Genomic DNA, 26,433 nt, shown 5'->3' on the forward strand with positions numbered 1-26,433 from the left:
TAATAACATATTCTGCACACGGGTGCAAGCGTTTGGGCTGTACTCCATGTACAAAACCGGTAAATTTTAACGCAGAACCAATGCGCTTCCGTCATAATCCACCGTCAGGGTGTTGCCCTCGGCATAACCGCCCTTGATGATGGCCTTGGCGATCAGGGTCTCCACGCGGCTCTGGATGAAGCGCTTGATGGGACGTGCACCATAGACGCTGTCGTAGGCAGAATCAATGATGAAGTCCTTGGCGGCGGTGGTGACCTCCAGCTTGAGGTGCTTGCCCTCCTCCATACGGTTGCGCAGATCCTGCAATTGCAGATCCACGATCTTGCGCATTTCGTCCTTGGTCAGGCTCTTGTAGTAGACGATCTCGTCCAGACGGTTCAAAAATTCGGGACGGAACTTGCTCTTGAGCAACAGGTCGATCTGGTGCTTTGCATCCTCGCTCAGCTCGTTGGAGCCCTGCGCACGGCGCTGCTCCAGATCGTTCAGGATGATATCGCTGCCAAGGTTGGAGGTCAGGATGATGACCGTGTTCTTGAAGTCCACGGTACGGCCCTGACTATCCGTGATGCGGCCATCGTCCAGCACCTGCAGCAGGATGTTGAACACGTCGGGGTGAGCTTTTTCCACCTCATCGAACAGTACCACACTGTAAGGCTTGCGGCGCACAGCCTCGGTCAGCTGGCCGCCCTCTTCATAACCGACATATCCCGGAGGCGCGCCGATCAAACGGCTGACGCTGAACTTCTCCATATATTCGGTCATATCGATACGCACCATGTTGCGCTCGTCGTCAAACAGTGCCTGTGCCAGTGCCTTAGCCAGCTCGGTCTTGCCCACGCCGGTGGGGCCAAGGAAGAGGAAGCTGCCGATGGGGCGGTTGGGGTTGGCGATACCGGCGCGGCTGCGCAGAATGGCTTCGCTCACCTTGGTCACAGCCTCGTCCTGACCGATGACCCGCTGGTGCAGCACATCGTCCAGATGCAGCAGCTTCTCGCGTTCGCCCTCCACCAGCTTCTCTACCGGGATGCCGGTCCAGCGTGCCACGATGCGGGCGATCTCCTCGTCGGTCACGCGGTCACGCAACAGGCTGTCCTCCTTCTTGGCGGCAGCCACCTTTTCCTCTTCAGCCAGCTGTTTTTGCAGCTGGGGCAGCTTGCCGTACTTCAGCTCGGCGGCCTTGTTCAGGTCGTACTCGCGCTGGGCTTTCTCGATGGCGGCATTGGTCTGCTCGATCTGCTCACGCAGGCTCTGCACCTTGCCAATGGCGTTCTTCTCGTTCTCCCACTTTGCCTTCATGCTGCGGAACTTATCCTGCAATTCGGCAAGCTCCTTTTCCAGATCCTTCAAGCGGCTCTGGCTCAGGGCATCGGTCTCCTTTTTCAGGCTCACCTGCTCGATCTGCAGCTGGGTGATGCGGTGTGCCAGATCGTCCATCTCGCTGGGCATACTGTCCATCTCGGTCTTGATCATGGCGCAGGCTTCATCCACAAGGTCGATGGCCTTATCCGGCAGGAAGCGGTCGGTGATATAGCGGTCAGAAAGGGTGGCAGCGGCAATCAGGGCGCTATCGTTGATCTTTACGCCGTGGAACACCTCATACCGTTCCTTCAGGCCGCGCAGAATGGAGATGGTATCCTCTACGGTAGGCTCATCCACCTGCACCGGCTGGAACCGGCGCTCCAGCGCGGGGTCTTTTTCGATATACTGGCGGTACTCATCCAGCGTGGTCGCGCCGATGCAGTGCAGCTCGCCCCGGGCCAGCATGGGCTTGAGCAGGTTGCCTGCGTCCATTGCGCCATCGGTCTTACCGGCACCCACGATGGTGTGCAGCTCATCGATGAAGAGGATGATTTTGCCCTCGCTCTTCTTCACCTCGTTCAGCACGCTCTTCAAGCGTTCCTCGAACTCGCCGCGGTACTTTGCACCGGCCACCAGAGCACCCATGTCCAAGCTGAACACGGTGCGGTTCTTCAGGTTTTCGGGCACATCGCCACGCACGATGCGCTGCGCCAGACCCTCGGCGATGGCGGTTTTACCAACGCCGGGCTCACCGATCAGGCAGGGGTTGTTTTTGGTCTTACGGGACAGGATACGGATCACATTGCGGATCTCCTGATCTCGACCAATGACGGGGTCCAGTTTCTGCTTGCGGGCAAGTTCCACCAGATCCTGGCCGTACTTCTGCAGCGCATTGTAGGTGTCCTCCGGGTTATCGGTGGTCACCCGCTGGTTGCCGCGCACGGCGGTAAGCTGCTGCAAAAAGGCGTCCTTTTTCAGGTTGAAGGCGCGGAACAGCTCACTGGTGGTCTGGTCCTGCTCGTCCAGCAGGCCAAGGAACAGATGCTCCACGCTGATGAAGTCGTCCTTCATGGCCTTGGCTTCGCGGGCGGCGGCGCTGAGCACCTTATCGGTTGCCTGCGAGATATAGACCTTATCGGGGTCACGGCCGGAGCCGGACACCCGGGGCAGCGCGGACAGCTTTTCCGCCACGGCGGCGGCAAAGCTGCCGGGGTCAACGTTCAGCTTTTGCAGCAGCTGGGGAATCAGGCCGTTTTCCTGCGCAGCCAGTGCGTGCAGCAGGTGGGCGGGCTCCAGCGCATTGTGCTGATACTCCACAGCCAGCTGCTGGGCTGCCTGCAAAGCCTCAAGGGTCTTTTGGGTATATTGATTGGTATTCATAAAGTCAAGCCTCCATTCATACCGGAAGGTTTATTTTAGCGGACGGATAAGTTCTTTGCTAACAGCTCTGCGCCCGGCGGCGGCAGAGCCGTGAGTTAATTATACAGATGTTCTTCTTCATGGTCTTGCACGCCTCCTACGGAGCAGTTTATTTTTCTTTTAGCACTCTATCTGCTCGACTGCTAAAAATATACTCCTATTCACCCACTTTGTCAATAGGGTTCATAAAAAGTTTGCAGAATAGACGCAAACCCATGCTTTTTGTTTTAGCACGCGATGCTTGAGCAAAGATCAATAAGCGCCTCCGGCTCGCCCCTTGCGGGGCAACCGTCGGAGATGCGCAGTCGTGCTCCCCTGTTCTCCGGGAAAGGGGCAACAAAAAACGGCTCTGCCGAAGCAGAGCCGTAAAGTTGCATCTGAAATATAATCAGCGCTTGGAGAACTGGGGAGCATCGCTGGCAGGGCTGCGCCCTGCACGCGATGCTTGAGCAAAGTTTTGTAAGCGCCTCCGGCTCGCCCCTTGCGGGGCAACCGCCGGAGATGCGCAGTCGTGCTCCCCTGTTCTCCGGAAAAGGGGGCAGCAAAAAACGGCTCTGCCGAAGCAGAGCCGTAAAGTTGCATCTGAAATATAATCAGCGCTTGGAGAACTGGGGAGCATCGCTGGCAGGGCTGCGCCCTGCACGCGATGCTTGAGCAAAGTTTTGTAAGTGCCTCCGGCTCGCCCCTTGCGGGGCAACCGCCGGAGATGCGCAGTCGTGCTCCCCTGTTCTCCGGGAAAGGGGCAACAAAAAACGGCTCTGCCGAAGCAGAGCCGTAAAGTTGTATCTGAAATATAATCAGCGCTTGGAGAACTGGGGAGCATCGCTGGCAGGGCTGCGCCCTGCACGCGATGCTTGAGCAAAGTTTTGTAAGCGCCTCTGGCTCGCCCCTTGCGGGGCAACCGCCGGAGATGCGCAGTCGTGCTCCCCTGTTCTCCGGAAAAGGGGGCAGCAAAAAACGGCTCTGCCGAAGCAGAGCCGTAAAGTTGCATCTGAAATATAATCAGCGCTTGGAGAACTGGGGAGCATCGCTGGCAGGGCTGCGCCCTGCACGCGATGCTTGAGCAAAGTTTTGTAAGTGCCTCCGGCTCGCCCCTTGCGGGGCAACCGCCGGAGATGCGCAGTCGTGCTCCCCTGTTCTCCGGGAAAGGGGCAACAAAAAACGGCTCTGCCGAAGCAGAGCCGTAAAGTTGTATCTGAAATATAATCAGCGCTTGGAGAACTGGGGAGCATCGCTGGCAGGGCTGCGCCCTGCACGCGATGCTTGAGCAAAGTTTTGTAAGCGCCTCTGGCTCGCCCCTTGCGGGGCAACCGCCGGAGATGCGCAGTCGTGCTCCCCTGTTCTCCGGAAAAGGGGGCAGCAAAAAACGGCTCTGCCGAAGCAGAGCCGTAAAGTTGCATCTGAAATATAATCAGCGCTTGGAGAACTGGGGAGCATCGCTGGCAGGGCTGCGCCCTGCACGCGATGCTTGAGCAAAGATCAATAAGCGCCTCCGGCTCGCCCCTTGCGGGGCAACCGTCGGAGATGCGCAGTCGTGCTCCCCTGTTCTCCGGGAAAGGGGCAGCAAAAAACGGCTCTGCCGAAGCAGAGCCGTAAAAATGCACACTGAGATAAATCAGCGCTTGGAGAACTGGGGAGCACGACGTGCAGCCTTCAGACCGTACTCACCTGACCTTGATCCAAAAAGACCAGTATTCATGCGGTTTTTCGGGCTCTCCTCTCTCAGTAAACCCATAGGTAAACCCACGAAATCGCGAAATTTTTGGTGCAGTTTAACGCAGCCCGAATGCAGCATTCACAACGCTGCTTAATTCCTCAGGTTTATTATACTTGACTTTCGCATAGATGTCCATAGTCGTTTTGCTGTTCTCATGGCCTGCCAGATACTGCACCGTCTTAGGATCAACACCTTTGTAAATCAGATTGGTGATGTAGGTGTGCCGCAGCATGTGCGGAGTCACCTTGAAGTCCATCGTATACACCAGTTTGGGATTATTCGGCTGATGCTCACCAAGCCTTGGCTTTATTCTATGCTTGATGGACTGTCCATTTACATAAGTGTAATAACAGCGTTCTGCAGTAGAACGGACTGTTATGTACTTCCAGACTCTCACAAACTGTGTTTCCGTCAAAACAGTTCCCTTCGAATTCGAGATCACATATTCCGATTCTGATTTTTCCCTTTCTTCCTTGAGACAGGCTACCAGGCATTTTGGAATCGGAACATCTCGTTTTGCTGCCGGTGTCTTCAATAGCGTGTTGACTACCGGCTCACCGCCTTCCACATGCCATGCACGCCTTACCGAAATGTACGGCGTTTTTTCATCCAGGAATACGCAGTCCCATTTTAATCCAAGGATCTCTTCTCTACGCAATCCCGCGTACAAACCGATCATCACGAAGACATACGGTGGAAGCTCACGAATGCTATCCAGCAAAATGGCAGTCTGTTCATCCGTCAAAGCCTCGCGCCGTTTCGCTGGCTTTCCGCCTCTTGCGCAAATCGTTTTGGATGGATTCTCTTTAATCACCTTGCTCTCTTCTGCTGAATTAAAAATGTTCTTAATCAGCATATTGAGCTGACCATACATTCCGGAAGAACCTTTTGATAACGGAACCATCAGCAGCCGCAGGTCATCTGTGGTCACCTCGTCCATATACATCTGTCCAATCGGACCCACGATGTACCGATTCACCATCCGTGCGTATCCTTCCAACGTATTAGTTCTTACCGTTCCAGACCGCATCAGCAACCATTTTTCACAGTACTCTTCCACGGTCGGATTCTCTCTATGGAAAACCACTTCCGCGATTTTCTTCTGGGCATCTTCCACCCGGTCATACAATTCTTCGCGTGTCAGCCCATAAATCGCCACTCTCTTTCCGTCTGCATCTGTAATCCGGGTGCGGTAATACTGTACCCCTTTCATCATCACTGTTCCGTATTCCGGAAGTTCAGCAGGACGCTTTTTCCCTTTAGCCATGTGTTCTCCTCCTATCTATCTTCATACATTGCGTGTTGTCACTTTTATTATCATGGCGTACAGCACTTCCTTCAAGGATGTCGAATGTATGTAAAAAGGGCAGGGATTTTTGACCATCCCTGCCCTAATTTCTTTCTGATTTACTCTTAATCCCACGATGCAAAAGCATCTTCCAGCACTCCTGCGAGCTGCTCTGGGCGATTATATTTCACCTTGGCGTAAATATCCATGGTGATCTTGCTGCTTTCATGACCGGCAAGATACTGAACCGTCTTCGGATCAACCGAAGCATGAATCAGATTCGTAATGTAGGTGTGCCGCAGCTGATGCGGAGTCACCTCAAAGTCCAGACTGTAAACCACATTTCCATTGTGTGCTGCCTTTTGCCCCAGAACCGGCTTCACCGTATGTTTCACCCTCTTGCCATCTTCATAGCGGTAATAGCAGCGTTCCTTGGTGGTACGGGTTACGATATACTGCCATAATCTCTTGAACTGCGTATAGGACAACGGGTCTCCATCCCGGTTTGCAACCACAAAATCCGATGTCGATGTATTCTTCGCCTCTTTCAGACATTCCAGAAGATTGTCCGGCAGAGGGACATTCCGATGCGCTGCCTTTGTTTTCAGCTCTGTCAGAATCACCGGACGATTATGCTCCGTATGCCAGGCTCTCCGAACGGTAAGGTACGGAGCCTCGCAATCAAGATACACCGAATCCCATTGAAGTCCGAGGATTTCTTCTCTCCGCAATCCTGCGTACAGCCCCAGCATCACGAACACATACGGCGGTAAGCCGTAAATGGCATCCAGCAGCTTATCCACCTGCTCATCCGTAAGCGGGAGGCGATCCTTCTGGGGAATCCCGCCCACATTCTTCTTCAGATAGATGGTCGGATTCTCATCAATGATCTTACTCTCCATTGCTGCCGTGAAAATACACTTATATAGAACGTTCACTGATTTGTACACGGATGCCGACTTTTTCGATGCCGCCAACAGTGCCAGGCGAATGTCATCTGCTGTTACATCTCCCATATGCATATCGCCCAATGGCTTGATGATGTAGTTCTTCACTTTCGATGTATAGTCAATCAGCGTTGTCATCCTGATCTGTGCCGACTGCATCAGCAGCCATTTCTCGCAATACTCCTCCACTGTAGGTGTACTGCGGCGATACGTCTTGTTCTTAATCTGCTGGATCGCTTCCTGTTCCTTCTGGTACAGTTCCTCTCTCGTTCTTGCATATAAGGAAACCCGCCGTCCCTGCTGATCTGTTACACGGGTTCGATAATATTGCGTTCCCTTCATACTCACCGTACCATAATCGGGAAGCATCATTCTTCTTGCCGCCATATCATTACCTCCAATCCTGTTGATGCTTTCATTATTGCGGATTCATCGTCCATACTCAACGATGTCGATTTTCACCGCCGAAAGCTTCGAGGTTTGCGATATGTCGCAGCACGTTCCATCGGTTTTGCACGGTGCGTACATTTTGCAATGTACTCCTGAATCCCCACTTCCGTGAAATAAACGCAGCCATTTTCCACATACTGAACATAGGAGATCAAACCGTCTGTTCTTGCAGCATCCAGTGTTTTTACGCTGATTCCCAGTATACTGGCTGCTTCCTTCCTTGTAATCAGTTTATCCATCGCCTTCTTCGCCATCCTTTCGGCATTTGCCCTGTCTTTTTTTCTCTGACTGTTCCGGAATGTAATAACCAAGCTGAATCCTTACAGCTTCATCAATCCCACGCATCTGCCCCTTACTTACCCGCCCAAGATAGCGAATCACGCATATCTTGTCGCAGGTGTCGAGCTGTTCTGCCAATACCATAGACGGTTTTGCCAGTCCCTTTGCTTTACGGAGAAAGAAATGCGTTGGCTGCTTTCGCTTCTTCTCAATTTTCGATGTCAGCGGAGCAATTGTGATCGTCGGTGAATAATAATTGCCGACATCATTCTGAAGAACCACAACAGGACGAACACCGCCCTGCTTTGATCCGACCGGAACACCGAGATTGGCGAGATATAAATCACCTCGCCGATAAACCCAATTTTCTTTCATTTGCTGTTGTCTCCAATCTCCATACACTGATATGGATAAAGCCTGCCAGGTATCATGCTGATACAGCACCCGGCAGTACTTTCTGAAAATATGGTTTCTCTGTACTTTTTCTTATCACCCCAGAGATGTAGGATTTCTCACAGGCGGCAGTGTGCTTCACTGCTCCATTGGAATTTAACCATCCCGCCTTCCTTATGGCCGGACCGCGAATTACGGAAGTATCATTGTCCCTGTCTGGCTTTAACACCGCCGCCGGTTGCAATCCGGCATTTGCTTCTGCGAAACCGCTATCGCCCCGATGGGCTTCATGGCGTGCAGTCGAAGGCTTGACCAAACAGGAATGTACCTGAAGAATGAGTATTCAGTTTTCAAGGGACATCCGGACTTTCGTCCTTACAAAGTAAGTTTAACAAGAATCCTCCGGTTTCGCGTTGGCCTCGTAGGCGCACTTTGGTTGTCCTTGCAGGACTACATACGGTTCGTTTTGACTTTTTCAGTGTTCTATACAGCCAGATTGAGGCAAAAAAATACCCCGTTGGTTTCCCAACGAGGCATCAAAGACGATTCTATTCTGTTTTCTGTAAACTGGTACCCGTTTATCTCCTGGTGACCATTTGAGTCACGGCTAATGTATCAAAAAAGCAACGCTCATCTCAGCAAATCAGACAAGCTGTATTCTCCTTTGGGGATATTGGCTGTTCTGCGATACTCTTTTATGGCTTTCACCAAGAGCTGAGGATTACTGAAATACTGCTTCACAAAATCATACGACTTCACATCATGCATCCGAAGATTTGTTTTACAAAATTCGCTTGGTTTTTTTCCAGAACGCTTAAACTGATCATATGCTCCTTCCGCATGAATAATCAGCATTTCAATTTCTGGAGCAGTAATGACATTTACCACGTCAATTTTCTGCTCATATGCTTTACTCAATCGAAATTCCTCTCTACGAGAATCCAAAATCCGTATCACCGAAATCTGCTCATCGAATCCTTTCCGTAAGTATCGCTCCTCGAATCGTTTAGCACTTCTGCAACGGATAACACATTCTTCCAGCATTTCTTCTCTTTTGAAAATCAGAAGATCATTATCAACCAGTATGTCGATAATAGCTTCTTCGGCAGAGCCTTCACATATACACGCCTTGTATTTTGCTAATTCCATTCTGCCGCCTCCTTAATTGATTGAAGCAGCCAGGCTTTTCTTCAAGCGCATATACGCTTCATATGCTGGCGTTGTTCCCTCAAGGAAGCCGCTCTGGTAAGCATCACTCTTTTTAATATCATTACGTTTCAATATATAGCTCAAATTTTCTGCTGTAATGCCATTACGGTTTCTAACGATACAAATTCCGTCATTTCGGTCATATTCGTCCAGCAGTTCCGGATAATGCGTAGTGAAAATAAGCGTTCCGCCATTTTTGTTCAGTCGGCTGTCCATAAAGAAGCGCATTAAGGTCGTTACAATTTCCTTGTTGAAATGATTCTCTATTTCATCTACCAGAAGATAACCACCTGAATGAAGAACTTCCTTTACCATCGAGAATGTAATAATACCCTTAATCGTACCAGAGGACAGATACTGCTCAAGGTCTGCCGGATTATTCAGGATAATCTCTTCTTCATCCTTAAACTTCAAGTGGATAAATGTTTTTCCCTCTGTCTGCTCAAAACACAATTTCTCAATGGTCGGATCGAGAAATGCAATTACCTCCAATGGAATATCTTCGGTAAATGGAAGCACATTCACATTCGTATAGGAAAGCAGGCTGAATATTTCCACTGTATCATTCGCTTTTTTATTATGTGCAATGACAAAGCTGACATCATCAGAAAGGTATGCTTCATCGCTATTGCGCTGCTCTACAGGCTTCATTCCTGTAAAATCTGTCAGATACTTTTTCGACTTAACGGTTGCAATCGGTTTTTCCCAAAGGCTTTCAGACAGAATCGAATACACATATTCCCCTGTTTTCGACTTCTTTGCCGCAATTACAGTTTCCAAGCAGCAGACGTAGCTACGCTTATCATAAAAATATGTGCGGATTGTAACATTCTTCGCTCCGCCAAGAATGCTTTTTGCCTCCACATGATTGATGGGCTCATTTTTCACAATATTTAAGGCCAAGCTAATGACCTTTAATACCGAAGTCTTGCCAGATGCGTTAATTCCAATGAAAGCACAGGCAGAGTGGAGATAGTAGTTATCCGTCAAACGGTAAAGACTATCTTTGTCCTCTTCGCAAACACGTTGCTGCGTATAAAAGCAAATATCCAAGTCTTTTTTGAATAATGGGAGTCCTTGTGCGGTGATGCGGAGTATTTTCATAGGTAGTCCTCCTCTAAAAACAGTTTTTTCGTTTTTATTTTCTTATAATCTTATTATACGCCGCAAATAAGAAAATATCAACGGATTTTCCGTTTTTATTTTCTGATTTGTTTTTGACACTAAAAAGTATCCGTTCAATATGGCAAGCCCTGTGATTGCTGACCCGTTCCACCGCATGAAATACATGGAGCGTCATGGAAGCGGCCTACGCAAAATCGTCAGGGAAACCGAAAAGCCGCCTGGATATACAGCGGCATATAATCCGAAAATTTTCTCAACGGCAACAGATTTCAGAGTCATCTTGAAAAATGTAAATTACCAACTTAGTCAGAAAAACTTAGTCAATGACCAAGTTAGTGAGCAAGATAAATCGCCGGACATCCCACACACAGTTTTGAATCTTTGTATCCACCTTATTGCCCACGGCAGTGAGGGTGCTCAAATCACTCATGCTCACTCTATCATGGGTACAGCCAATGATAAGTCCTATGACGCAACCCATGATAACTTAGAGGATGACACCCATCAAGGTATCCACCAAGATAGCCACCATGATTCTACGCCGTCAGCAGTTATATTGCACCTAATGCTTTTTAGATTTTTTTCGCAATCGTAGACAGCTCCGAAATAATACTAAGAAGATCATTTTTGACTTCCTCTTTGCTTGGCTCGCTGCCCATCAGAAGATAATCCGTGCTGACATGGAGGATGCAGGACAGTTCAATCAGCAAGTCAATAGAGCAGCTGCGTTCACCGTTCTCCATGCGGCTGACATGCTGCTTGCTTGCCAGGCCCAGGCGAACCGCCAGTTCCTCCTGCGTAATGCCACGGGAAGTGCGAACATCGTGAAGTCTCTTACCAAACTCTTTTGCGTCAAAATACATACGTTTCTCCTTCCGCACAGCCGGTACAGAACCGGATCGACGGAAGGTCAAAAAAAGAGCCGCATGACGGTGAAGAAAAATCCTGTGCCGATAAAACAGAACATGGGTATCCCATAATTCTGTCTCATGCGGCATTCGGAAGACTTCGCCTGTCAGCGGCTCCACAGCACAGCTATGACTTATAAAATTGTGTTAATAGGGTTATTTATTGTCATCTCAACCATTCAAAGACGAATAGTAGCGCTGCAATCTTCGTAATCTTCTCATCTCCAAAACATTGAAGACGGTCTCGCGTCCGCAGGCCTTACATTTGGTCTGCACATGTCCTCTGGTATCCTCAAAGACGATGATTGAATTGTGTCGGCAATAAGGGCACCTGACAATCCTGGGCTTTTGCGAAGCAATCGCATCCTTTGCCCGGATGATTTTAATCTGCATTTCCGCAGATGGTTCCGATACTCTGATATTCCTGCTCATGGCCACACCTCCAATGGATCACGATATTCATAATCCTTTTTCCGGTTCAGATAGCCCAGTTGTTCCAAGCGGATAGCAGCTGCCGATCTCGAAACGCCAAAGACACCACAGAAAGTATCTATCTTCACCTGGTCTTTGTTATAAAAACGCCATCCATAACATGTCAGAGGCTTTCTGCTGTTGATGAACCACATCGCCCGATCCACTTCTGACTGGGGCATCAGGATGGCAGCTCCCAGCGAATTGGCCTGCCACTCGTTCCAATCTTCCTGCGTTCTCAGAACGCGGGAACCTTTTTTCCTCACTTCCGGTCTCTTATGGCAGGCTATCTTTCGGTCATCGGCATCCAGCTGAAACAATATCTGGTGAGCGCACTCATGTGCCAGCGTAAATCTGCGTTTTCCGCAGAGTTTCCGAATATTCTCTGGTTCAATGAAACTCTTGTCCAGAACCACATCATTAGTTTTCAGGAAGATGCTCCTCTGACTTCCATCAACCTCTATCTGATATTCTGTATCCACATACGCGGTCAGACCATAGATGCTTCCGTCCGAGGACAACTTTTGAAATGACACCTTCAGGTTCAGATAATCGGATGCAAACTGGTCAATGGGTGTCGGAAGCGCAAATCTTGCCGGATCATCTGCTTCGCTGCCGAAAAAGGACTTTTGAAAATCTCTTATCACTGCAACAGCGATTTCTTCTATTTTTTTCTGTGAAAGGATCATAGGCACTGCTCCTTTGCCTCAACGAACCATTTTTCATCTTCGTTGAACAGAAAACTCTCATGCCCACCGATCATGACCGTATAACGAATTCCGCAGCCGCCCACTTTCGTGGAAGAAGCTCGGCACTTATGCTTCAATCGGTCGATCTCATACACCCGTCCGTCAATCCATCGAATTAGGCGCGGGCGAATATTTCCCTCTGCATCCACATCTAAGTTCACAGGTACATATACTTTTCTACATTTCTGTTCCGACATATTCTACGCTCCTCCTCTGCAAACCGGCGAATGTGTTGACTTCTTTTAGCAAAGAACTCACCAGATTCTACCGGTGCTGTATTAACCAATCATTCCTGTCGGCATAACCAAATCCACTTTTCGCTCTGTCGGCATCTTGCTTTTCTGAAAAAGTACCCCATTTTTAATCGCATCTTTCCCGAATCGGAATCGAATCTGCTCAATCGCTGCGTCCAGCCGTTCCTGGCGATCCAGTGATTTCACGTCGGTGAATAAGTCGTATTGTATCGGACAATCCTCTTCAAACAGGTTGATTGCCCGAACCGTCACTGAACGAATCGGATGCTCCCACTGATAGTTCTTTGCAAACAGTGCAAATGCGGTTTTCGCCAGATAGGTAGGGCTTTGTGTCGGAATACCAATCCGGCACTGCCACTCTTTCGTGTAAAGCTCGTTGTTGCGGATGGAAATCGCTATTCCGCCAGCTTTCTTTTTATGTGCTCGCAGCTTGGTTCCGATCTCCTGCACCAGTTCCAGCATGACACACCAGACTTCGGCGTTATTCTCCAAATCCTGCATGGTCGTTATTCCGTGCCCAATGCTCTTTACTGGGGAGACATAATCGGAACGCATAACCGGCGAATCATCCAGTCCATTGGCATATTTCTTAATCGCCAGTCCATTCTTTCCAAGGCGGCACTTCAAGAAATCATCCGATGTTGCAGCAAGCTCTCCAATGGTATGAATCCCATAACCGGACAGAACCTTCTCGGTCGCTCTGCCGACTCCAAGCAAGTCAGAGGCGGGAAGACACCAAATCTTCTCCTGGAACGAATCTGCTTCGATGCAGGTAATCGCATCCGGCTTTTTCATATCCGACCCAAGCTTGGCAAAAATCTTATTGAAGCTCACTCCTGCGGAAATCGTAAGTCCCAATTCAAACTTAACCGTTCTGCGAATCTCATCTGCGATTTCAAATCCGGTTCCCATGCAGCCGCTTCCGGTCACATCCAGCCAGCATTCGTCCATCCCATACGGCTCGATCTGATCGGTATAGCGACCGTATATCCCACGAGCCAGCTTTGAAAACTTCATATATTGCTCATAGTGCGGCTCCACGATCACAAGATCCTGGCACTTCTGCTTTGCTTGCCAGATTGCCTCTCCCGTGGAAACGCCAAACGCCTTTGCTGCATAGTTCTTCGCAAGTACGATGCCATGCCGTTCCTCCACAGAACCGCACACTGCCACCGGCTTGTTCTTCAGTTCCGGGTTCAGCATACACTCGACAGAGGCATAGAAGTTATTCATATCACAATGAAGAATCACCCTTTGCATCCCGTATTCCTCCTCTCCGTTCGTGAAAGCACGAACAACTTTTCACGAACGCATTGACACACAGCATTTCTTGTGATACTATAATTACACGAATTGTATTTCGTGTTTTCATCGTCATTATAGCAAGCACAGTTTTTCGTGTCAATAGATTTTTATGAAAAAGTGTTCGTGTTCGTAATCAAAAAAGAAAGAGGTATTCCTATGGTCTTCAAAGAAAGGTTGAAAGAAAAAAGAACAGAAGCCAATTTAACTCAGGTAGAACTTGCAGAGAAGGCCGGTGTAACCGCCCGCACAATTCAGAATTATGAGCTTGGCAGCCGTAAACCATCCAATATGGTTACGATCCAGAAGATCGCAGATGCACTGAATACTACTACTGAGTATCTGCTGGGAAGCAGCGGCACCTATGTTGTAGAAGCCCATGAAAAAGGCGGCGCAAAAGCAGCGAAAGATATTGAAGAACTGGTCAGCGAAGTGACCGGTATGTTCGCTGGCGGCGAATTAAGCGAAGATGCCATCGAAGGAGCTTATAAAGCTCTGACCGATGCCTACTGGATTGCCAAAGAGAACAATAAAAAATACGCCCCGAAAACGAGGCGTAAAAAATCCGATCAGTGATATTTATCGTACACACTTTTCGCTATACTGTAAACTGGAGGTGGTATGATGAATGCGGAACAGCTTTCACTGGTCGGTGAGAAACTGGTAAAACGCTGCGGTTCCAGAGACCCTTTTGAAATTGCAAGGCAGCTTGGTATCAATGTCATGCTTTGCGAAAATTTTGGTTCCCTGAAGGGAATGTACCGGGTGATTAAGCGGAATCGCTTTATTTTCCTGAATAACAGTCTGGATGAAAATATGCTGCGCATCGTGTGCGCACATGAATTAGGGCATGACCAGCTTCACCGGAATATGGCGAAAACCACCCCGATTCATGAGTTCATGCTCTACGACATGAAATCCAAACCGGAATATGAAGCCAACATCGTAGCGGCAGAGATCCTGATGGACAGCGATGAAGTTCTTCGCTACATCTATGAGTATGGATACACAGCCGAGCAGATCGCCAGTGCGATGTCCACCGACATCAATCTGGTTGCGCTGAAGGTAGCGCACCTGGCTACACTTGGCTATAATCTGCACGCGCTGGAACACAAGAGCAACTTTTTGAAATAACGTACCTTTGAGGAGTCTGGACTGGCTCCTCTTTTTTGTTGCACAAATTGTGCAGGCGGTGCTTGCACAATTATCAACCTAACATCTGCATTCCATACAATCTCGATATTGTCCTCCTGTTGTTCTGCGTTATGCTTTCTCCGTGCATTTTCGTATTATTTATTCTGCCATCTGACTTCGCCCTTGGACAGAAGCGGATAACAGATCAGCTGATCTGAATCCAGATTTTCCGCATGCATGTCAACCGCTGTGATCTGATGATTATCATAAGTCGTATAATAGTAAATACCTTTTGCTGTATTACAACAGGACGTGTATATCGTGATCTCATATTTGCCTTCTGTCACCTCACAGCATCCACGCTGCTGATCTACGGATCCTAAGATATGGAAGAACTGACTTACACTCTCATCCTCTTCTTCACCGGAGATCGAATTTAATTTTGTAAAGGCAACTTTCACAAATCTTGACTGGCTGGAAAGATCTCCAGGTATTCCCATTCCACCCATTCCTCTGCTATATGCATCAAGCTGTAATACTCCTGCAAAAGTACTCTCCGGCTGTTTTCTGGATACTCCGGCATAATTATTCAGTGCAAACATCTGACTCGGGAATGGTGGATTATTGGTAAGCACTCCTACCGGATTATCATATACATGCAGCCCATCTTTCATAGACTCAACAACGATACAGGAGTCTTTGTCTGCAATGATCCAGTGAAGCTGTGCTGTCGGCAGCTGTTCACTGAATGCTGTACCTGTCAGTCTCATTGCTGCCAGCTTCTCTCTCGCGTCTGCTACAGTAGCACACTGTGTAAGGGTCCATGGGATGAACTCGAACTGTGCCACCTGGCTGACTTCTGTTTCATCTTCCGGCAAAGCCTCTTCATATGCCGCATTGCCGACAAAATTAAGACCTGCCATTCCAAGGCCTTTTTCATTAACAGCATCATAATAAAGCGGATAACCTTCTGCAACAAATGCCATTCCGATCAAAGCATAATGGCTTTTTATCTTCCCGGCAAACCGGAAATCAAATTCGTAATTTCTTGGCGTTATCGTGATCTGTTCCCCATAGGAAAATTCATAATCAAGCGTTCTGCCCATATAAAAATCTTTTGTTTTGTAAGTTGCTGCTGTACACATATCGAACACCTCTTCTTTCTGCTATAATAATCCTGCAAACAATCGCATAAACAACTGTTCGAGCCGTAAATATGCACTCCGTCCTGTGCGGTACTTTTCGGTCACTTCCCTGCATTCATTCATGGTTGCTCCCAGATCATCTCTTATATCCAAAACTGTCTGATTATCCGCCATAAAACAACCATTTTCAAAGTGGTGATAAAGCAATGCCATTCAGTTAAGCATCATTTTAGTGGTTTTCTGTCATAGAAAGCCACTGTTTTTATACCTAAAAACTTTAAAAATATTACAAAAAACAGTTGACAAGTAAGCCAATCCGGAGTGATATCCATAAAATCAGATATTTCTTTTGCCATTTTTACAACACATTCATGAAAAGATCAACATCATGCTCTGTTTCGTAAGAAAGAACTCTTGCTCTAAACCTGCTGAGGGTTCTGTCACTAATTGGCTGCTCTTCAAAACTGGTTGTGTGCAGTGCATACTGATAGCGGATATCAAATGCCATAGCTTCAACGATCTCATCGTCAGTAACATTAAGAGCTTCTTTAAGAATCAGTGCCCCAACAATCACATTGACCGGAGTATTAGGTCTGGATGCTTTTTTACTGTAAAGAACAGAAAAAATATTTTCATCAATAGCAGGAAAAACTTTGTCTGCAAAATTTTTGCCCATGATTTTTCTAACATTCGTTTTTCGCGTTCTGTAAGATTAAAAGTACTGTCTAAAACAGTAAGCTGTTGATTATCATTTTTAACAAAAGACATATAGATCACCTCATAAAATGCTACCTACATTTTACCAAAGAATCCAATGTTTTTACATATCGTGTTAAGTTTTCAAGGTACAAATTTATATCAAAGGCTATAAACCTTTTGACACCCTAATCTTTTATTTTATCTTCTCCGGAGCAGTTTTTTACACTGGCTTACAGGTGCATCCGATTCCCAGTCCATCCGGACCGATATGACAGGACAAACCGAAGGAAAGTTTATCACACATGACTTCCATTCCCGGGAAACTTTCTTTAATCTGGTTTACCCATTCTTCTGTCACTTCATCGGTACTGCTGGACGCCGCCATCAGGTACACTTTACCAGCAGCATATTCTTCTCGGAAATTCGTTTCCAGCTCATGCTTCATTGCATCGATCATAACTTTACGTGATTTCTTCATACCACGGCATTTCTGGTAGATATCAAGCTTTCCTGTGCTGAAATGCATAACAGGTTTGATACTCAGGACATCTGCTGCCAAAGCTGTCACAGAGCTGACTCTTCCTCCTTTTTTGAGATATTTCAGTGTGCTGAGCCCGATATAAATTGTCATTTTTTCTCTGGTTTCTTCAAGAATTTTCTTGATTTCGACTACACTGTATCCTTCTTTTGCCATTTCTACTGCATCAAGAACAGAACGATGCATCGGGGTTGCCACACGACCGTTATCTACGACAAACACCTTACCGGCAAATTCATCTTCATTTGCCATGGCTTCTGCTGTCATACAGGACCCGCTTAAAGCACTGCTAAGAGGAATATAAACAATCTCCTCATATTCTTTCAGCATCTCTTTCCACATATCCATAACTTCTGTTGGTGACGGCTGAGATGTAGATACATCTACGCCCTTTCGAAGCATATCATAAAATTCATCTCTGGAAAGATCTACTCCTTCACGATACACTTTCTCTCCGATATAAAAAGGCATCGGTAGTACCTTAATTCCGAGTCTCTGCGCTTCTTCACTCAAAATTCCACTGTGGCTGTCTGTCATGATTCCTATTTTCTTCATAATATCTTCTTCCTTCGTAATCTATTTTTATAACGTCTTAATAATCGGCATTACACTTCATTTATATTTGTATCACATCATTATTTTTCATTCGGCACAATAAAGGATGACGCAATTTCCTCCTCCGCATACTCTTCCACATCCGTTCTCGTTACTCGTTTTATATGTTGTTTTTTTAGGCGCAGATATACGAACTCCCGGAATATAGTATAAAATACCGATACAAGTGGAATGAAAATCAGCATACCTATAATTCCCATAAGATTTCCGCCGATTGTAACTGCCGCCAGTACCCAAATTGATGGAAGTCCTACTGATCCGCCAACCACATGAGGATAGATCAGATTACCTTCTATCTGCTGCAAAAGCAGAAAAACTATAATAAATAAAACTGCCTGTTTTGGATTTACCATAAAGATCAGAAAACTTCCCACGGCACAGCCAATAAAGGCTCCAAAGATAGGAACCAATGCGGTAAACGCGATCAAAATTCCAATTAAAAGTGCATATGGCATTTTTAAAATACTTAGCGTGATAACAAACATCATTCCGAGAATTACTGCTTCCAGACACTGCCCTGCAAGAAAATTTGCAAATGTCCGATATGTCAGCGAACATATGTTAAGAATTGCATCTGCTTTTTGTTTTGGAATAAAAGCGAAAATCACTTTTCTTACCTGTAAATGTAATTTTTCCTTCTGAAAAAGAATATAGCATGCAAAGGAAAACGAAATAAAAAAGGTCGCTAATCCACTGGCAATGGAACCTACTGCTGACATCGTCGTATTCATCATATTTCCGACTCCGTTTCCAAGAAGACTTATTCCCCATTTAATTGCCTGATCAGGCTGAAACTGCAGCTGATCTACCAATTTCATAATATCCTGATTATCATGTGAAAATTCTCGAATCCAGTTTTGCATCTGTGGAATAAAATCTGAAATACTCGTCATCAGATTTCCCATGGTCTGTGTAAGCTGTGGAATCACACCAAACATTACCAATATAATGACACCTGCTACCAATATAATTGTAAGAAGCAGGCTTATCGGTCTCGCAGCTTTTTTTCCTATTTTATTATTTTCTTTTATCTTTCCGAGCATTTTCTTTTCTAGGAAACTCATTGGTACATTAATCACAAAGGCAATTGCACCACCAAGCGCAAAAGGAAACACAATTTTCCATATTGACTTCAGCACTTCAATCACCACATCGAATTTCCACAAAGCAACTACAAGAAATGCCGTAAACACAATCAGTTCTCGAATTTTTTTCATAGAACATCTACTTAAATCCACTATCTTTCCCCTCTTTTTCTTAGTTTCATACGTATACACTTAAGTAATTGAATAATCAGAAGGCTTGCAAAAGCATATAAATATACACATCCAAGCTGCATCAGATTCAACGTTTCCACTTTGAATAAGTTATGGAAACCAGGAACCGTCAGTACTGTTGTAATGAGTACTGCACCTAACACAAATGCTCCCTGAAGCCACTTGTTATGAAAGAGACCTTTTGTAAAAATGACCGGATGATCTGATTTGCAATTATATCCATGAAACAAACGTGCCAGACAAAGAGTTCCAAAAGCATACGTGCTTCCAAGCAATGTACCATTCTGGTTGTATCCTGTCAAAAAACTGATCATTGTCATTGCTCCAATTACCAAACCTTCCAGACCGATTTTGCTAAGAAAATCTTTTGTCAATATCGACTCATCTGCCAATCTCGGTTTTTCACTCATCACTTCACTTCTATCCGGCTCTAATCCTAACGCAATTGCCGGAAGACTATCCGTCAAAAGATTAATGAAGAGTAAATGTACTGGTGCAAATGGCACCGGAAGTCCTGCAACCGATGAACAAAGAACGGTTAAAATTGCTCCGAAATTTCCTGACAAAAGAAACTGTATCGCATATAAAATTGCTTATACAGTCTCTTCCTTAAGAGTCCTGGTATTCTGGATAATATACAGAGCGACCGATATGACCATCATTATAGCGCACAAACCAATCAACAGATCTGATACCATCGGTGTAATGTGGAACCATATAATATGCACCGCTGCAGTTCCATATAATAAAAAGGTTACTATCTTTCCATGCCAGTCTGCACCATGTACTTTTCCTGTCTTTTGTATCACAAGACATCCACTGACTACCATATACAGCTCCTTACCTGCCATTATTACGATTAAAAGAAGCACATGCGGAAAACGAGTAAACAGACAGATTAACATCGCTGCCTGTGTCAGCTTATCAGCCACCGGATCAAGTATTTTTCCTAAATTACTAATCCTATGGAATCTTCTTGCGATATATCCATCAGCAAGATCCGTAAGACCAGACAGCAATAAGATTTCACCAGCTAACAGAGGATTTTTCTTTACACAATAACTCCATATAATTACCGGAATCAGACAAAGCCGAAAAAAGAAAGAAGATTAGGAACCGTAATAATTCTATTCAAATTTTCTTCCTTATTCACTTCACTCTGCATGTACGGTCACCTCACTTTCCTTTTTTTTAGGCATAAACCAATAAAAAATAACACAAAATGCTAAAGCAAACACAACACCAAAAACATTTTGACTCACTCTAAGACTAACCGCTCCTTGTAGTCCATATGTCTCTGCAGCAATGGCTAAAGCACCAAATGTGTTAAATACTGCCTGCCAGCCATATTGTGCTGAAAATCCTACACCGATTCCACCAAGAATTCCTATATATGCATAGATTGACGAAGGAAGCAGAAAATATAATACTGTAAAACATATAACACCTGCAATATTTCCGACAATCCTTTTACGGACTCTGTAGTGCATATCTTCCATAGACGGCAAAATCACGGACATGGCCGCAATACCAGCCCACATTGCACGTGGCATATTACAAAGTTCTGCAATGCAAAGGACAATCGGTACGCATAAAATCTGACATATCTGCCATTTTGTTCTGGAAGAAGTGATATCAAATTCTTGTATCAGATCTTTCAGATTTCTTTTATAAGTTCTGTTTTTATGATTTCGATAGAATACGAAGCAGGTAAGTGCTGCACCTAAAGCCATTCCGACTAATCGCATCTGATAGCTTTTTCCCGTAACATCATAACCATATAGCAGCAGATACCCAAGAACCAATGTAGATTGATTAAACATGGATGGATTATGGCATCCGAACAGAATCAACACAGCCAGTGCCGCAATATTTAACAGCATTCCCAATACCGGTGAAAACTGATTTGCTAAATGCGGACATACAGTCATAATTACAAAGAACAAAGCCAAAAGCATCGTAGATTGTCCGGTGTGGATCCCCAGATCCGCATTCCTAAACACCATGAGACATAATAAGACTACTACACCTACAATGCTGTTCTCATTTCCAAATAAGATGCTGAAAATACTAACAAAGAAAAAACAAAATGCCATTGTAGCAGCTATCTTCACCAGATATACCCACATATGATATAGTTTTTCTTTTAGTGTTTCACTCTTTTTCAACAGGTTTTTAGAACCTGCCTGATTTAACTGCAACTCCTGATAAAATGTCATATAAATCCTCTCATCTTCTAATTTATCTTAAAACTAGATAATCTCATCTTTCTGCTTTGGCAGCTCTATAACAAATCTGCATCCACCATATTCACGGTTTTCTGCTTTGATTGTTCCTCCGGCACTATCTACAATCCGTTTTACAAGTGCAAGACCTAGGCCATTTCCTTCTGCTTTATGAGATCCATCTACCTGATAGAACTTGTCAAATATTCTGGATTTTACATCATCCTCTATTCCTGGTCCTTCATCTTCCAGAATGAACTTAACAGAATCCTGTTCTTGTTTCAGAAACATCGTAATTGTCCCCTTTGAAGGGCTGAACTTAATCGCATTATCTAAAAGATTTATCCAGATATGCATAAAAAGTCCTTCATTCGCAGTATATTTAACTTCCTCCAATTCTACCTGAAAACCAATTTCTTTTTCTGTCCATTTTGTTTCCAATGAAAGAACTGCCTGGCGGATCTGTTCATCCAGACGATATTCCGTTTTTTTCATTGGTATATTCTGATTCTCTAACTTGGATAACAGCAAAATATTACCAACCAATCCGGAAAGTCTTTGGGTGTTAAATAAGATTTTTTCTACATATTCCTCTTGATCCGGAGACAGTTCTTCTCCCTGAAGCAGCATTGTATATCCTTCAATGGCATTAATCGGGGTCTTAAACTCATGAGAAACATCAGATACAAAATCCATCTGCAGCACCTCTGTTGCACGAAGTTCTTTTGTCATAACGTTAAAACTTTGATAAGATTCTCCAACTTCTGCTATACGGCTATTCGTTTCCAAATGCTGTTCAAAATCTCCCCGAGAAACTTCCTTCATTGCTTTACTAAGTCTTGTAATTGGTTCCAGTAACTTTGCATTAATAAAGGAAGTGATCAGCCCTGCAATCAATGTATTGAAAATCAAAAGCCAGCCAAGCACAGGTATGCTACCAGGCAGATTAAAAAAATGATTCAAAAAAGCAAATAATAAAGCAGATATGACTGTTGAAAATACAAGTGCCAGCCAGATTGCACCAGTCAGACAGGATCGAATCCGCAATCCTTTTTCTTTCTTTTGTTCCATTATTTTTTCACCACCTTGTATCCAATTCCACGCATTGTTACGATTTCAAAATCAGGGTTATCTTTAAAACGCTCTCTGATTCTTCCTATATGTACCTCTATCGTATGTGGGTCTGCCTCCGTCTCGTATCCCCATACTTCATCCATCAACTGTTGTTTTGTAAATATTCTGCCTGGCGAAGCTGCAAGCTTATATAAAAGCAGGAATTCTTTTTTAGGCAAAACAAGACTTTCCTTATCAGTTGTAACCGTCATTGCATCATAATCAAACTCTGTTGAACCGATCACAATTTTGTGTTCATTCAGTATCTGTGCACGGCGAAGCAGTGCTCCGACTCTTAAAACCATTTCATTCACATTTACCGGTTTTACCATATAATCGTCACTTCCCGAAAGAAATCCCTGGCGCATATCATCAAAGGAACCTTTCGCAGTGATCATAAGCACTGGTATCTGATATCCTGCTGAGCGAAGTTCTGACACCAGTTCATAGCCATCCATAACCGGCATCATAATATCAGAAATGATCAGATCAATATATTCCTTAACCAATACTTCTAATGCCTCTGCTCCATCCGATGCACTTTTGACTTGATATCCATTCTTCTCAAGCACTTTTTGGAATAGCTGGCTTAATTCTTTATCATCTTCTACAATCAATATTTGAAACACGTTTTCCTTCCTCCTTATTAAAACAGATACCTTGCCCATCCAAGCAGATGCTGTACCAAAAATATTTTTCTCTGACGTTTCTTTGTTAATTCGATTGGCTCTACATGATATGGATCACGATAGGTTCCATCTTCCAATACCTGGCGGGACACTCTTTCATATTCCATCATGCCCTCTTCCAACTGTTTATTAATATCTTTACTGCGAATTACAAGCATCAGTTCCGTATCCAGATATGCACTTCTCATGTCCATATTAAAGGAACCGATTACAGACAGATCATCGTCAATCAGAATACTTTTTCCGTGGTATGAATAACCGCCTTCATATTCCCAGATATTAATTCCTGTACTTAAGATTCTATTTCTGTTTTTCGCATAATCGGCAGCCCCAAATGGATTCCCATTATTCGCAACTGAATTTGTCATGATAGAAAAATCTGAAACGTTCTCTGCAATCTCCTCCCATGTGTTATACATCATATCATTACAGATAATATATGGCGTGTGGATCTTCACACGATTTTTTGCATTTTTCATCAATTCTCCCAACTGATACCACACTACTGGTTCTTTGGAACCTGTGTGAATAGGATTTGACACTAATGCAATCTTTTCTGTCTCAAAAGTTTCGTCCGTGTAATCGGTATCGCAGATTCTTTCCTTATTCTCTTCAAAATATTTCTGATAGCCGTTCTGCAGCTCTAAAACTGCGTTCTTTACAGATTTTCTATTTGCCAGTTTTTTATTGTCATGAAAATAATCACTGTCTTCTTGTTCCCATATCGTTTCAAAATACTCTAACAACTGGTTAACTGAATTTTCTTTCTCAGGTTCATCGCAAACCACTAACACGTCTCTGTCATAGTTCTTATGTCCCGGAAAATCACCCAGGAAATAATTGTATGTATTTCTTCCCCCAAGAATATATCTCTTTCCATCTGCAATCAAATATTTATCATGCATTCTACCCATCATTTTCCACGGTTTCAACGGATTGGCCTTATTATACAGTTTAATTTCAACATTCTCATGGGAAGATAATCCATAGAAATACGGATTTCCTTCCATATCAATCCAGCTCTCCATTCCATCTACTAACAGACGAATATGTACACCTCTGTCTGCCGCATCATGCAGTGCTCCTAAGATCAATTTTCCACTTTCATCGGATTGAAATGCAAAAGTAGAAAGAATAATTTCCTTTTTTGCATTCTTGATCAAACGCACTCTTTGTAAAAGCGCTTCTGGATTCTTTTCTATGATTACTGCCCGTTCTGTATTTTCACTGCATTCGTTCCATGACCCATTTTTTGTTTCTTTTTTGGTTGTATTGGACACTTCCGGCTGCTTTTTATATGCAACGCAGATTCCGAGCAATTCATAAAAAGCCACACATAAAAAAATTGCCAGTATAACAAGAAGGATTTTACATATTTTATGCTTTTTCATTGTACATCACCTGATTCCTTTTTATTTCTTATTCTTATTCATTAGCAATACAATACAATGGAAAACTCAATTTAACCTCAACAAGGTTTGTTTTTTCATCCATGCAAAATCTTCTTTGTACAACAGACTGTTAGATATAGCAAAAACGGCCTTTCAAAAACAGTTAACTTCTAAATCAACTGTTTTTTGAAAGGTCGTTTCATCAGATTCTTATAGCAATCCAGCAAATAATCTCATAAATAATTGTCCCAGTCGCAAATATGCACTTCGTCCGGTTTGATATTGGTCTGTCACATCACGACATTCTCCCATCGTTCTTATCAGATCATTTTTTATTTCCACAACTGCCTGACAATCTGCCATAAAACAGCCGTTTTCAAAATGGTGATATAAACTTCGATAATCCAAATTAATTGTTCCACAAGTTGCCATACAGTCATCTGCCACACTCATTTTTGCATGACAGAAACCAGGAGTCCACTCATAAACACGAACACCATGTTTAACTAATCCATGATAAAAAGAACGAGTTACATTATAAATGAATTTTTTATCAGGGATACCAGGTGTGATAATTCTTACGTCTACCCCTCGCTTAGCAGCCAGACATAACGCATGCGTCATTTCATCTGTTATGATTAGATATGGAGTCATAAACCAACAATATTTTTCAGCTTTATTTATCATACTGATATAAACTTCTTCTCCGACCTGCTCATTATCCATAGGACTGTCTGCATAAGGCTGAACAAAACCTGTTTGCTGTGCTTTATAATCGTAATGAATAATGTATTTACTAAAATCAGTATCATTCGTAGCTTTTTCACTAACAGCATTCCACATTTCTAAAAATGTCACTGTAAGCGACTGAACAGCATCTCCTTCTAAACGAATACCTGTATCTTTCCACTGTCCATACGGGTGTGTGTAATTAAAATATTCGTTTGCTAGATTATATCCACCTGTAAATCCGACTTTTCCATCAATAACTGTTATTTTTCTATGATCACGATTGTTCAAAAACAGATTTAAACCTGGCATAAACGGATTGAATACACGGCAATGAATTCCTATTGCCTCCATTTTTTTCACAAAATCTGTGTTAATAAAGCCTATAGAACCCATATCATCGTAGAATACTCTAACTTCCACACCTGCTTTTACTCGCTCTTCCAGAACATCTTGAATCTTATGCCATGCTTCAGCGTCTTCTATCGCATGATATTCCATAAAGATAAACTTTTGTGCTTTCTCCAAATCCTTAAGCTGTGCCTCTAATCCTTTCACTGCTTCATCAAAATACACAATATCCGTATTCTGATAGATTGGATACTGCGAATTTCTTTGTATATAACTTGCAATATTTCCTGCCTTCGGAATCGTTTCGTTTATTCTGTTTAAGCACTCCTGATTATCGGAAAGCATTGGTAACAATTTGCTATCAATTTCTGCATATCGCTCACGCATTTTATGTGTGCCGCCATTCAAACCAATCAACAAATACAGGCCTACACCCATAATTGGGAAAATTAGAATTAAGATGACCCAAGGCATTTTCATAGAGGATGTCTTATCTGATGCATACAATCCCAAAACTAAAATTCCACTTAAAATCCTTGTAAATAGATTTATGATTTCTGCATATTCATTTAAGCGTGTTACAATAGTAATAATAAAAACTACTTCTAGAAGAATGCAGACTATGGAAAAACACAATCGTTTTACTCCGTTTTTTGTTTTCGCTTTTCCTTCTAAAGTATCTTGTTTCATATATATTCCAACCTTTCTACTCGATCA

At 44.3% G+C, this 26,433-nt stretch carries 24 protein-coding genes and 2 pseudogenes; 3 read left to right on the forward strand and 23 right to left on the reverse strand.

Annotation, left to right across the window (positions count from 1 at the left end; translation table 11 throughout):
- Nucleotides 1-66 precede the first annotated feature (66 nt).
- The 7 genes from clpB to MTP43_RS12325 form a co-directional block, all read right to left on the reverse strand.
- On the reverse strand, nucleotides 67-2,679 hold the full coding sequence (gene clpB, locus MTP43_RS12295; protein WP_015537390.1) for an ATP-dependent chaperone ClpB: 2,613 nt from the start codon (nucleotides 2,677-2,679) through the stop codon (nucleotides 67-69).
- A 1,811-nt stretch (nucleotides 2,680-4,490) separates the two neighbouring features.
- On the reverse strand, nucleotides 4,491-5,702 hold the full coding sequence (locus MTP43_RS12300) for a tyrosine-type recombinase/integrase (RefSeq protein WP_055222189.1): 1,212 nt from the start codon (nucleotides 5,700-5,702) through the stop codon (nucleotides 4,491-4,493).
- A gap of 146 nt (nucleotides 5,703-5,848) precedes the next feature.
- Complete coding sequence (locus MTP43_RS12305; RefSeq protein ID WP_249234868.1) at nucleotides 5,849-7,057, reverse strand: tyrosine-type recombinase/integrase; 1,209 nt, start codon at nucleotides 7,055-7,057, stop codon at nucleotides 5,849-5,851.
- Between the two features lie 71 nt (nucleotides 7,058-7,128).
- Nucleotides 7,129-7,359: a hypothetical protein gene (locus MTP43_RS12310; protein WP_002576363.1), complete on the reverse strand. Its 231-nt coding sequence runs from the start codon at nucleotides 7,357-7,359 to the stop codon at nucleotides 7,129-7,131.
- Nucleotides 7,352-7,774, reverse strand: a complete 423-nt coding sequence (locus MTP43_RS12315; RefSeq protein ID WP_101870668.1) for a type II toxin-antitoxin system PemK/MazF family toxin — start codon at nucleotides 7,772-7,774, stop codon at nucleotides 7,352-7,354. The genes MTP43_RS12310 and MTP43_RS12315 overlap by 8 nt, the downstream gene beginning before the upstream one ends.
- 648 nt (nucleotides 7,775-8,422) lie before the next feature.
- Complete coding sequence (locus MTP43_RS12320; RefSeq protein ID WP_101870666.1) at nucleotides 8,423-8,941, reverse strand: hypothetical protein; 519 nt, start codon at nucleotides 8,939-8,941, stop codon at nucleotides 8,423-8,425.
- Between the two features lie 12 nt (nucleotides 8,942-8,953).
- On the reverse strand, nucleotides 8,954-10,105 hold the full coding sequence (locus tag MTP43_RS12325; RefSeq protein ID WP_022272668.1) for an AAA family ATPase: 1,152 nt from the start codon (nucleotides 10,103-10,105) through the stop codon (nucleotides 8,954-8,956).
- Between the two features lie 139 nt (nucleotides 10,106-10,244).
- On the opposite strand from MTP43_RS12325, the gene MTP43_RS14520 reads away from it, so the two are divergent.
- Nucleotides 10,245-10,721: an ATP-binding protein gene (locus MTP43_RS14520; RefSeq protein WP_022273726.1), complete on the forward strand. Its 477-nt coding sequence runs from the start codon at nucleotides 10,245-10,247 to the stop codon at nucleotides 10,719-10,721.
- On the opposite strand, the gene MTP43_RS12335 is transcribed toward MTP43_RS14520, so the two are convergent.
- The 4 genes from MTP43_RS12335 to MTP43_RS12350 form a co-directional block, all read right to left on the reverse strand.
- Nucleotides 10,699-10,989 (reverse strand): helix-turn-helix domain-containing protein, encoded by a 291-nt coding sequence (locus tag MTP43_RS12335; RefSeq protein WP_002576367.1) that lies wholly within the window; start codon nucleotides 10,987-10,989, stop codon nucleotides 10,699-10,701. The genes MTP43_RS14520 and MTP43_RS12335 overlap by 23 nt on opposite strands.
- Before the next feature lie 473 nt (nucleotides 10,990-11,462).
- A complete protein-coding gene (locus tag MTP43_RS12340; RefSeq protein WP_154265718.1) occupies nucleotides 11,463-12,194 on the reverse strand; it encodes an ImmA/IrrE family metallo-endopeptidase in 732 nt (243 codons plus the stop codon).
- On the reverse strand, nucleotides 12,191-12,451 hold the full coding sequence (locus MTP43_RS12345; RefSeq protein ID WP_008396548.1) for a hypothetical protein: 261 nt from the start codon (nucleotides 12,449-12,451) through the stop codon (nucleotides 12,191-12,193). Before MTP43_RS12345 ends, MTP43_RS12340 begins: the two co-directional genes overlap by 4 nt.
- Before the next feature lie 81 nt (nucleotides 12,452-12,532).
- Nucleotides 12,533-13,768, reverse strand: a complete 1,236-nt coding sequence (locus MTP43_RS12350; RefSeq protein WP_008396547.1) for a DNA polymerase Y family protein — start codon at nucleotides 13,766-13,768, stop codon at nucleotides 12,533-12,535.
- A gap of 201 nt (nucleotides 13,769-13,969) precedes the next feature.
- On the opposite strand from MTP43_RS12350, the gene MTP43_RS12355 reads away from it, so the two are divergent.
- A complete protein-coding gene (locus MTP43_RS12355; protein WP_002576372.1) occupies nucleotides 13,970-14,386 on the forward strand; it encodes a helix-turn-helix domain-containing protein in 417 nt (138 codons plus the stop codon).
- A 45-nt stretch (nucleotides 14,387-14,431) separates the two neighbouring features.
- Nucleotides 14,432-14,944, forward strand: a complete 513-nt coding sequence (locus MTP43_RS12360; protein WP_005929797.1) for an ImmA/IrrE family metallo-endopeptidase — start codon at nucleotides 14,432-14,434, stop codon at nucleotides 14,942-14,944.
- 155 nt (nucleotides 14,945-15,099) lie between these two features.
- Here the strand turns inward: MTP43_RS12360 and bsh are convergent, their stop codons facing one another.
- The 12 genes and pseudogenes from bsh to cls all read right to left on the reverse strand — a co-directional run bounded on the left by bsh (nucleotide 15,100) and on the right by cls (nucleotide 26,406).
- Nucleotides 15,100-16,089: a choloylglycine hydrolase gene (bsh, locus tag MTP43_RS12365; RefSeq protein ID WP_007890377.1), complete on the reverse strand. Its 990-nt coding sequence runs from the start codon at nucleotides 16,087-16,089 to the stop codon at nucleotides 15,100-15,102.
- A 21-nt stretch (nucleotides 16,090-16,110) separates the two neighbouring features.
- Nucleotides 16,111-16,293: pseudogene (locus MTP43_RS14445) on the reverse strand (hypothetical protein); the annotation flags it as partial.
- A 154-nt stretch (nucleotides 16,294-16,447) separates the two neighbouring features.
- Nucleotides 16,448-16,765 carry a transposase gene (locus MTP43_RS12370; RefSeq protein WP_005929809.1) on the reverse strand — a complete coding sequence of 106 codons (318 nt, stop codon included), beginning with the start codon at nucleotides 16,763-16,765 and terminating at the stop codon, nucleotides 16,448-16,450.
- Nucleotides 16,766-17,008: 243 nt separating this feature from the next.
- Entirely contained in the window at nucleotides 17,009-17,881 is an 873-nt protein-coding gene (locus MTP43_RS12375; protein ID WP_005929812.1) for a DegV family protein, read from the reverse strand.
- A gap of 80 nt (nucleotides 17,882-17,961) precedes the next feature.
- Entirely contained in the window at nucleotides 17,962-19,179 is a 1,218-nt protein-coding gene (locus MTP43_RS12380; protein ID WP_242651533.1) for an AI-2E family transporter, read from the reverse strand.
- Nucleotides 19,179-19,784 carry a cation transporting ATPase C-terminal domain-containing protein gene (locus tag MTP43_RS12385; protein WP_255466232.1) on the reverse strand — a complete coding sequence of 202 codons (606 nt, stop codon included), beginning with the start codon at nucleotides 19,782-19,784 and terminating at the stop codon, nucleotides 19,179-19,181. Before MTP43_RS12385 ends, MTP43_RS12380 begins: the two co-directional genes overlap by 1 nt.
- Before the next feature lie 27 nt (nucleotides 19,785-19,811).
- Nucleotides 19,812-20,383 (reverse strand): annotated as a pseudogene (locus tag MTP43_RS12390) (CDP-alcohol phosphatidyltransferase family protein).
- Nucleotides 20,373-21,437 carry an FUSC family protein gene (locus tag MTP43_RS12395; RefSeq protein ID WP_005946426.1) on the reverse strand — a complete coding sequence of 355 codons (1,065 nt, stop codon included), beginning with the start codon at nucleotides 21,435-21,437 and terminating at the stop codon, nucleotides 20,373-20,375. Before MTP43_RS12395 ends, MTP43_RS12390 begins: the two are co-directional and overlap by 11 nt.
- Nucleotides 21,438-21,470: 33 nt before the next feature.
- A complete protein-coding gene (locus MTP43_RS12400; RefSeq protein ID WP_005929825.1) occupies nucleotides 21,471-22,514 on the reverse strand; it encodes a HAMP domain-containing sensor histidine kinase in 1,044 nt (347 codons plus the stop codon).
- Nucleotides 22,514-23,224, reverse strand: a complete 711-nt coding sequence (locus MTP43_RS12405; RefSeq protein WP_005929827.1) for a response regulator transcription factor — start codon at nucleotides 23,222-23,224, stop codon at nucleotides 22,514-22,516. The genes MTP43_RS12400 and MTP43_RS12405 overlap by 1 nt, the downstream gene beginning before the upstream one ends.
- Nucleotides 23,203-24,636: a phospholipase D family protein gene (locus MTP43_RS12410; protein ID WP_008396524.1), complete on the reverse strand. Its 1,434-nt coding sequence runs from the start codon at nucleotides 24,634-24,636 to the stop codon at nucleotides 23,203-23,205. The genes MTP43_RS12405 and MTP43_RS12410 overlap by 22 nt, the downstream gene beginning before the upstream one ends.
- 210 nt (nucleotides 24,637-24,846) lie before the next feature.
- Entirely contained in the window at nucleotides 24,847-26,406 is a 1,560-nt protein-coding gene (cls, locus tag MTP43_RS12415; RefSeq protein WP_008396523.1) for a cardiolipin synthase, read from the reverse strand.
- Between the last annotated feature and the right edge of the window lie 27 nt (nucleotides 26,407-26,433).

This window comes from Faecalibacterium sp. IP-1-18 (assembly GCF_023347355.1).
GTDB classification, from domain to species: Bacteria; Bacillota; Clostridia; order Oscillospirales; family Ruminococcaceae; genus Faecalibacterium; species Faecalibacterium prausnitzii.

Coding starts and splice junctions, on each gene's coding strand:
- MTP43_RS12305 (WP_249234868.1), bottom strand. CDS start 7,057: ATGGCGGCAAGAAGAATGATGCTTCCCGATTATGGTACGGTGAGTATG.
- MTP43_RS12315 (WP_101870668.1), bottom strand. CDS start 7,774: ATGAAAGAAAATTGGGTTTATCGGCGAGGTGATTTATATCTCGCCAAT.
- bsh (WP_007890377.1), bottom strand. CDS start 16,089: ATGTGTACAGCAGCAACTTACAAAACAAAAGATTTTTATATGGGCAGA.
- MTP43_RS12300 (WP_055222189.1), bottom strand. CDS start 5,702: ATGGCTAAAGGGAAAAAGCGTCCTGCTGAACTTCCGGAATACGGAACA.
- MTP43_RS12370 (WP_005929809.1), bottom strand. CDS start 16,765: ATGGGCAAAAATTTTGCAGACAAAGTTTTTCCTGCTATTGATGAAAAT.
- MTP43_RS12340 (WP_154265718.1), bottom strand. CDS start 12,194: ATGATCCTTTCACAGAAAAAAATAGAAGAAATCGCTGTTGCAGTGATA.
- MTP43_RS12310 (WP_002576363.1), bottom strand. CDS start 7,359: ATGGATAAACTGATTACAAGGAAGGAAGCAGCCAGTATACTGGGAATC.
- MTP43_RS12360 (WP_005929797.1), top strand. CDS start 14,432: ATGATGAATGCGGAACAGCTTTCACTGGTCGGTGAGAAACTGGTAAAA.
- MTP43_RS12320 (WP_101870666.1), bottom strand. CDS start 8,941: ATGGAATTAGCAAAATACAAGGCGTGTATATGTGAAGGCTCTGCCGAA.
- MTP43_RS12335 (WP_002576367.1), bottom strand. CDS start 10,989: ATGTATTTTGACGCAAAAGAGTTTGGTAAGAGACTTCACGATGTTCGC.
- MTP43_RS14520 (WP_022273726.1), top strand. CDS start 10,245: ATGGCAAGCCCTGTGATTGCTGACCCGTTCCACCGCATGAAATACATG.
- MTP43_RS12325 (WP_022272668.1), bottom strand. CDS start 10,105: ATGAAAATACTCCGCATCACCGCACAAGGACTCCCATTATTCAAAAAA.
- MTP43_RS12395 (WP_005946426.1), bottom strand. CDS start 21,437: ATGACATTTTATCAGGAGTTGCAGTTAAATCAGGCAGGTTCTAAAAAC.
- MTP43_RS12375 (WP_005929812.1), bottom strand. CDS start 17,881: ATGAAGAAAATAGGAATCATGACAGACAGCCACAGTGGAATTTTGAGT.
- clpB (WP_015537390.1), bottom strand. CDS start 2,679: ATGAATACCAATCAATATACCCAAAAGACCCTTGAGGCTTTGCAGGCA.
- MTP43_RS12345 (WP_008396548.1), bottom strand. CDS start 12,451: ATGTCGGAACAGAAATGTAGAAAAGTATATGTACCTGTGAACTTAGAT.
- MTP43_RS12410 (WP_008396524.1), bottom strand. CDS start 24,636: ATGAAAAAGCATAAAATATGTAAAATCCTTCTTGTTATACTGGCAATT.
- MTP43_RS12350 (WP_008396547.1), bottom strand. CDS start 13,768: ATGCAAAGGGTGATTCTTCATTGTGATATGAATAACTTCTATGCCTCT.
- cls (WP_008396523.1), bottom strand. CDS start 26,406: ATGAAACAAGATACTTTAGAAGGAAAAGCGAAAACAAAAAACGGAGTA.
- MTP43_RS12400 (WP_005929825.1), bottom strand. CDS start 22,514: ATGGAACAAAAGAAAGAAAAAGGATTGCGGATTCGATCCTGTCTGACT.
- MTP43_RS12405 (WP_005929827.1), bottom strand. CDS start 23,224: ATGGGCAAGGTATCTGTTTTAATAAGGAGGAAGGAAAACGTGTTTCAA.
- MTP43_RS12355 (WP_002576372.1), top strand. CDS start 13,970: ATGGTCTTCAAAGAAAGGTTGAAAGAAAAAAGAACAGAAGCCAATTTA.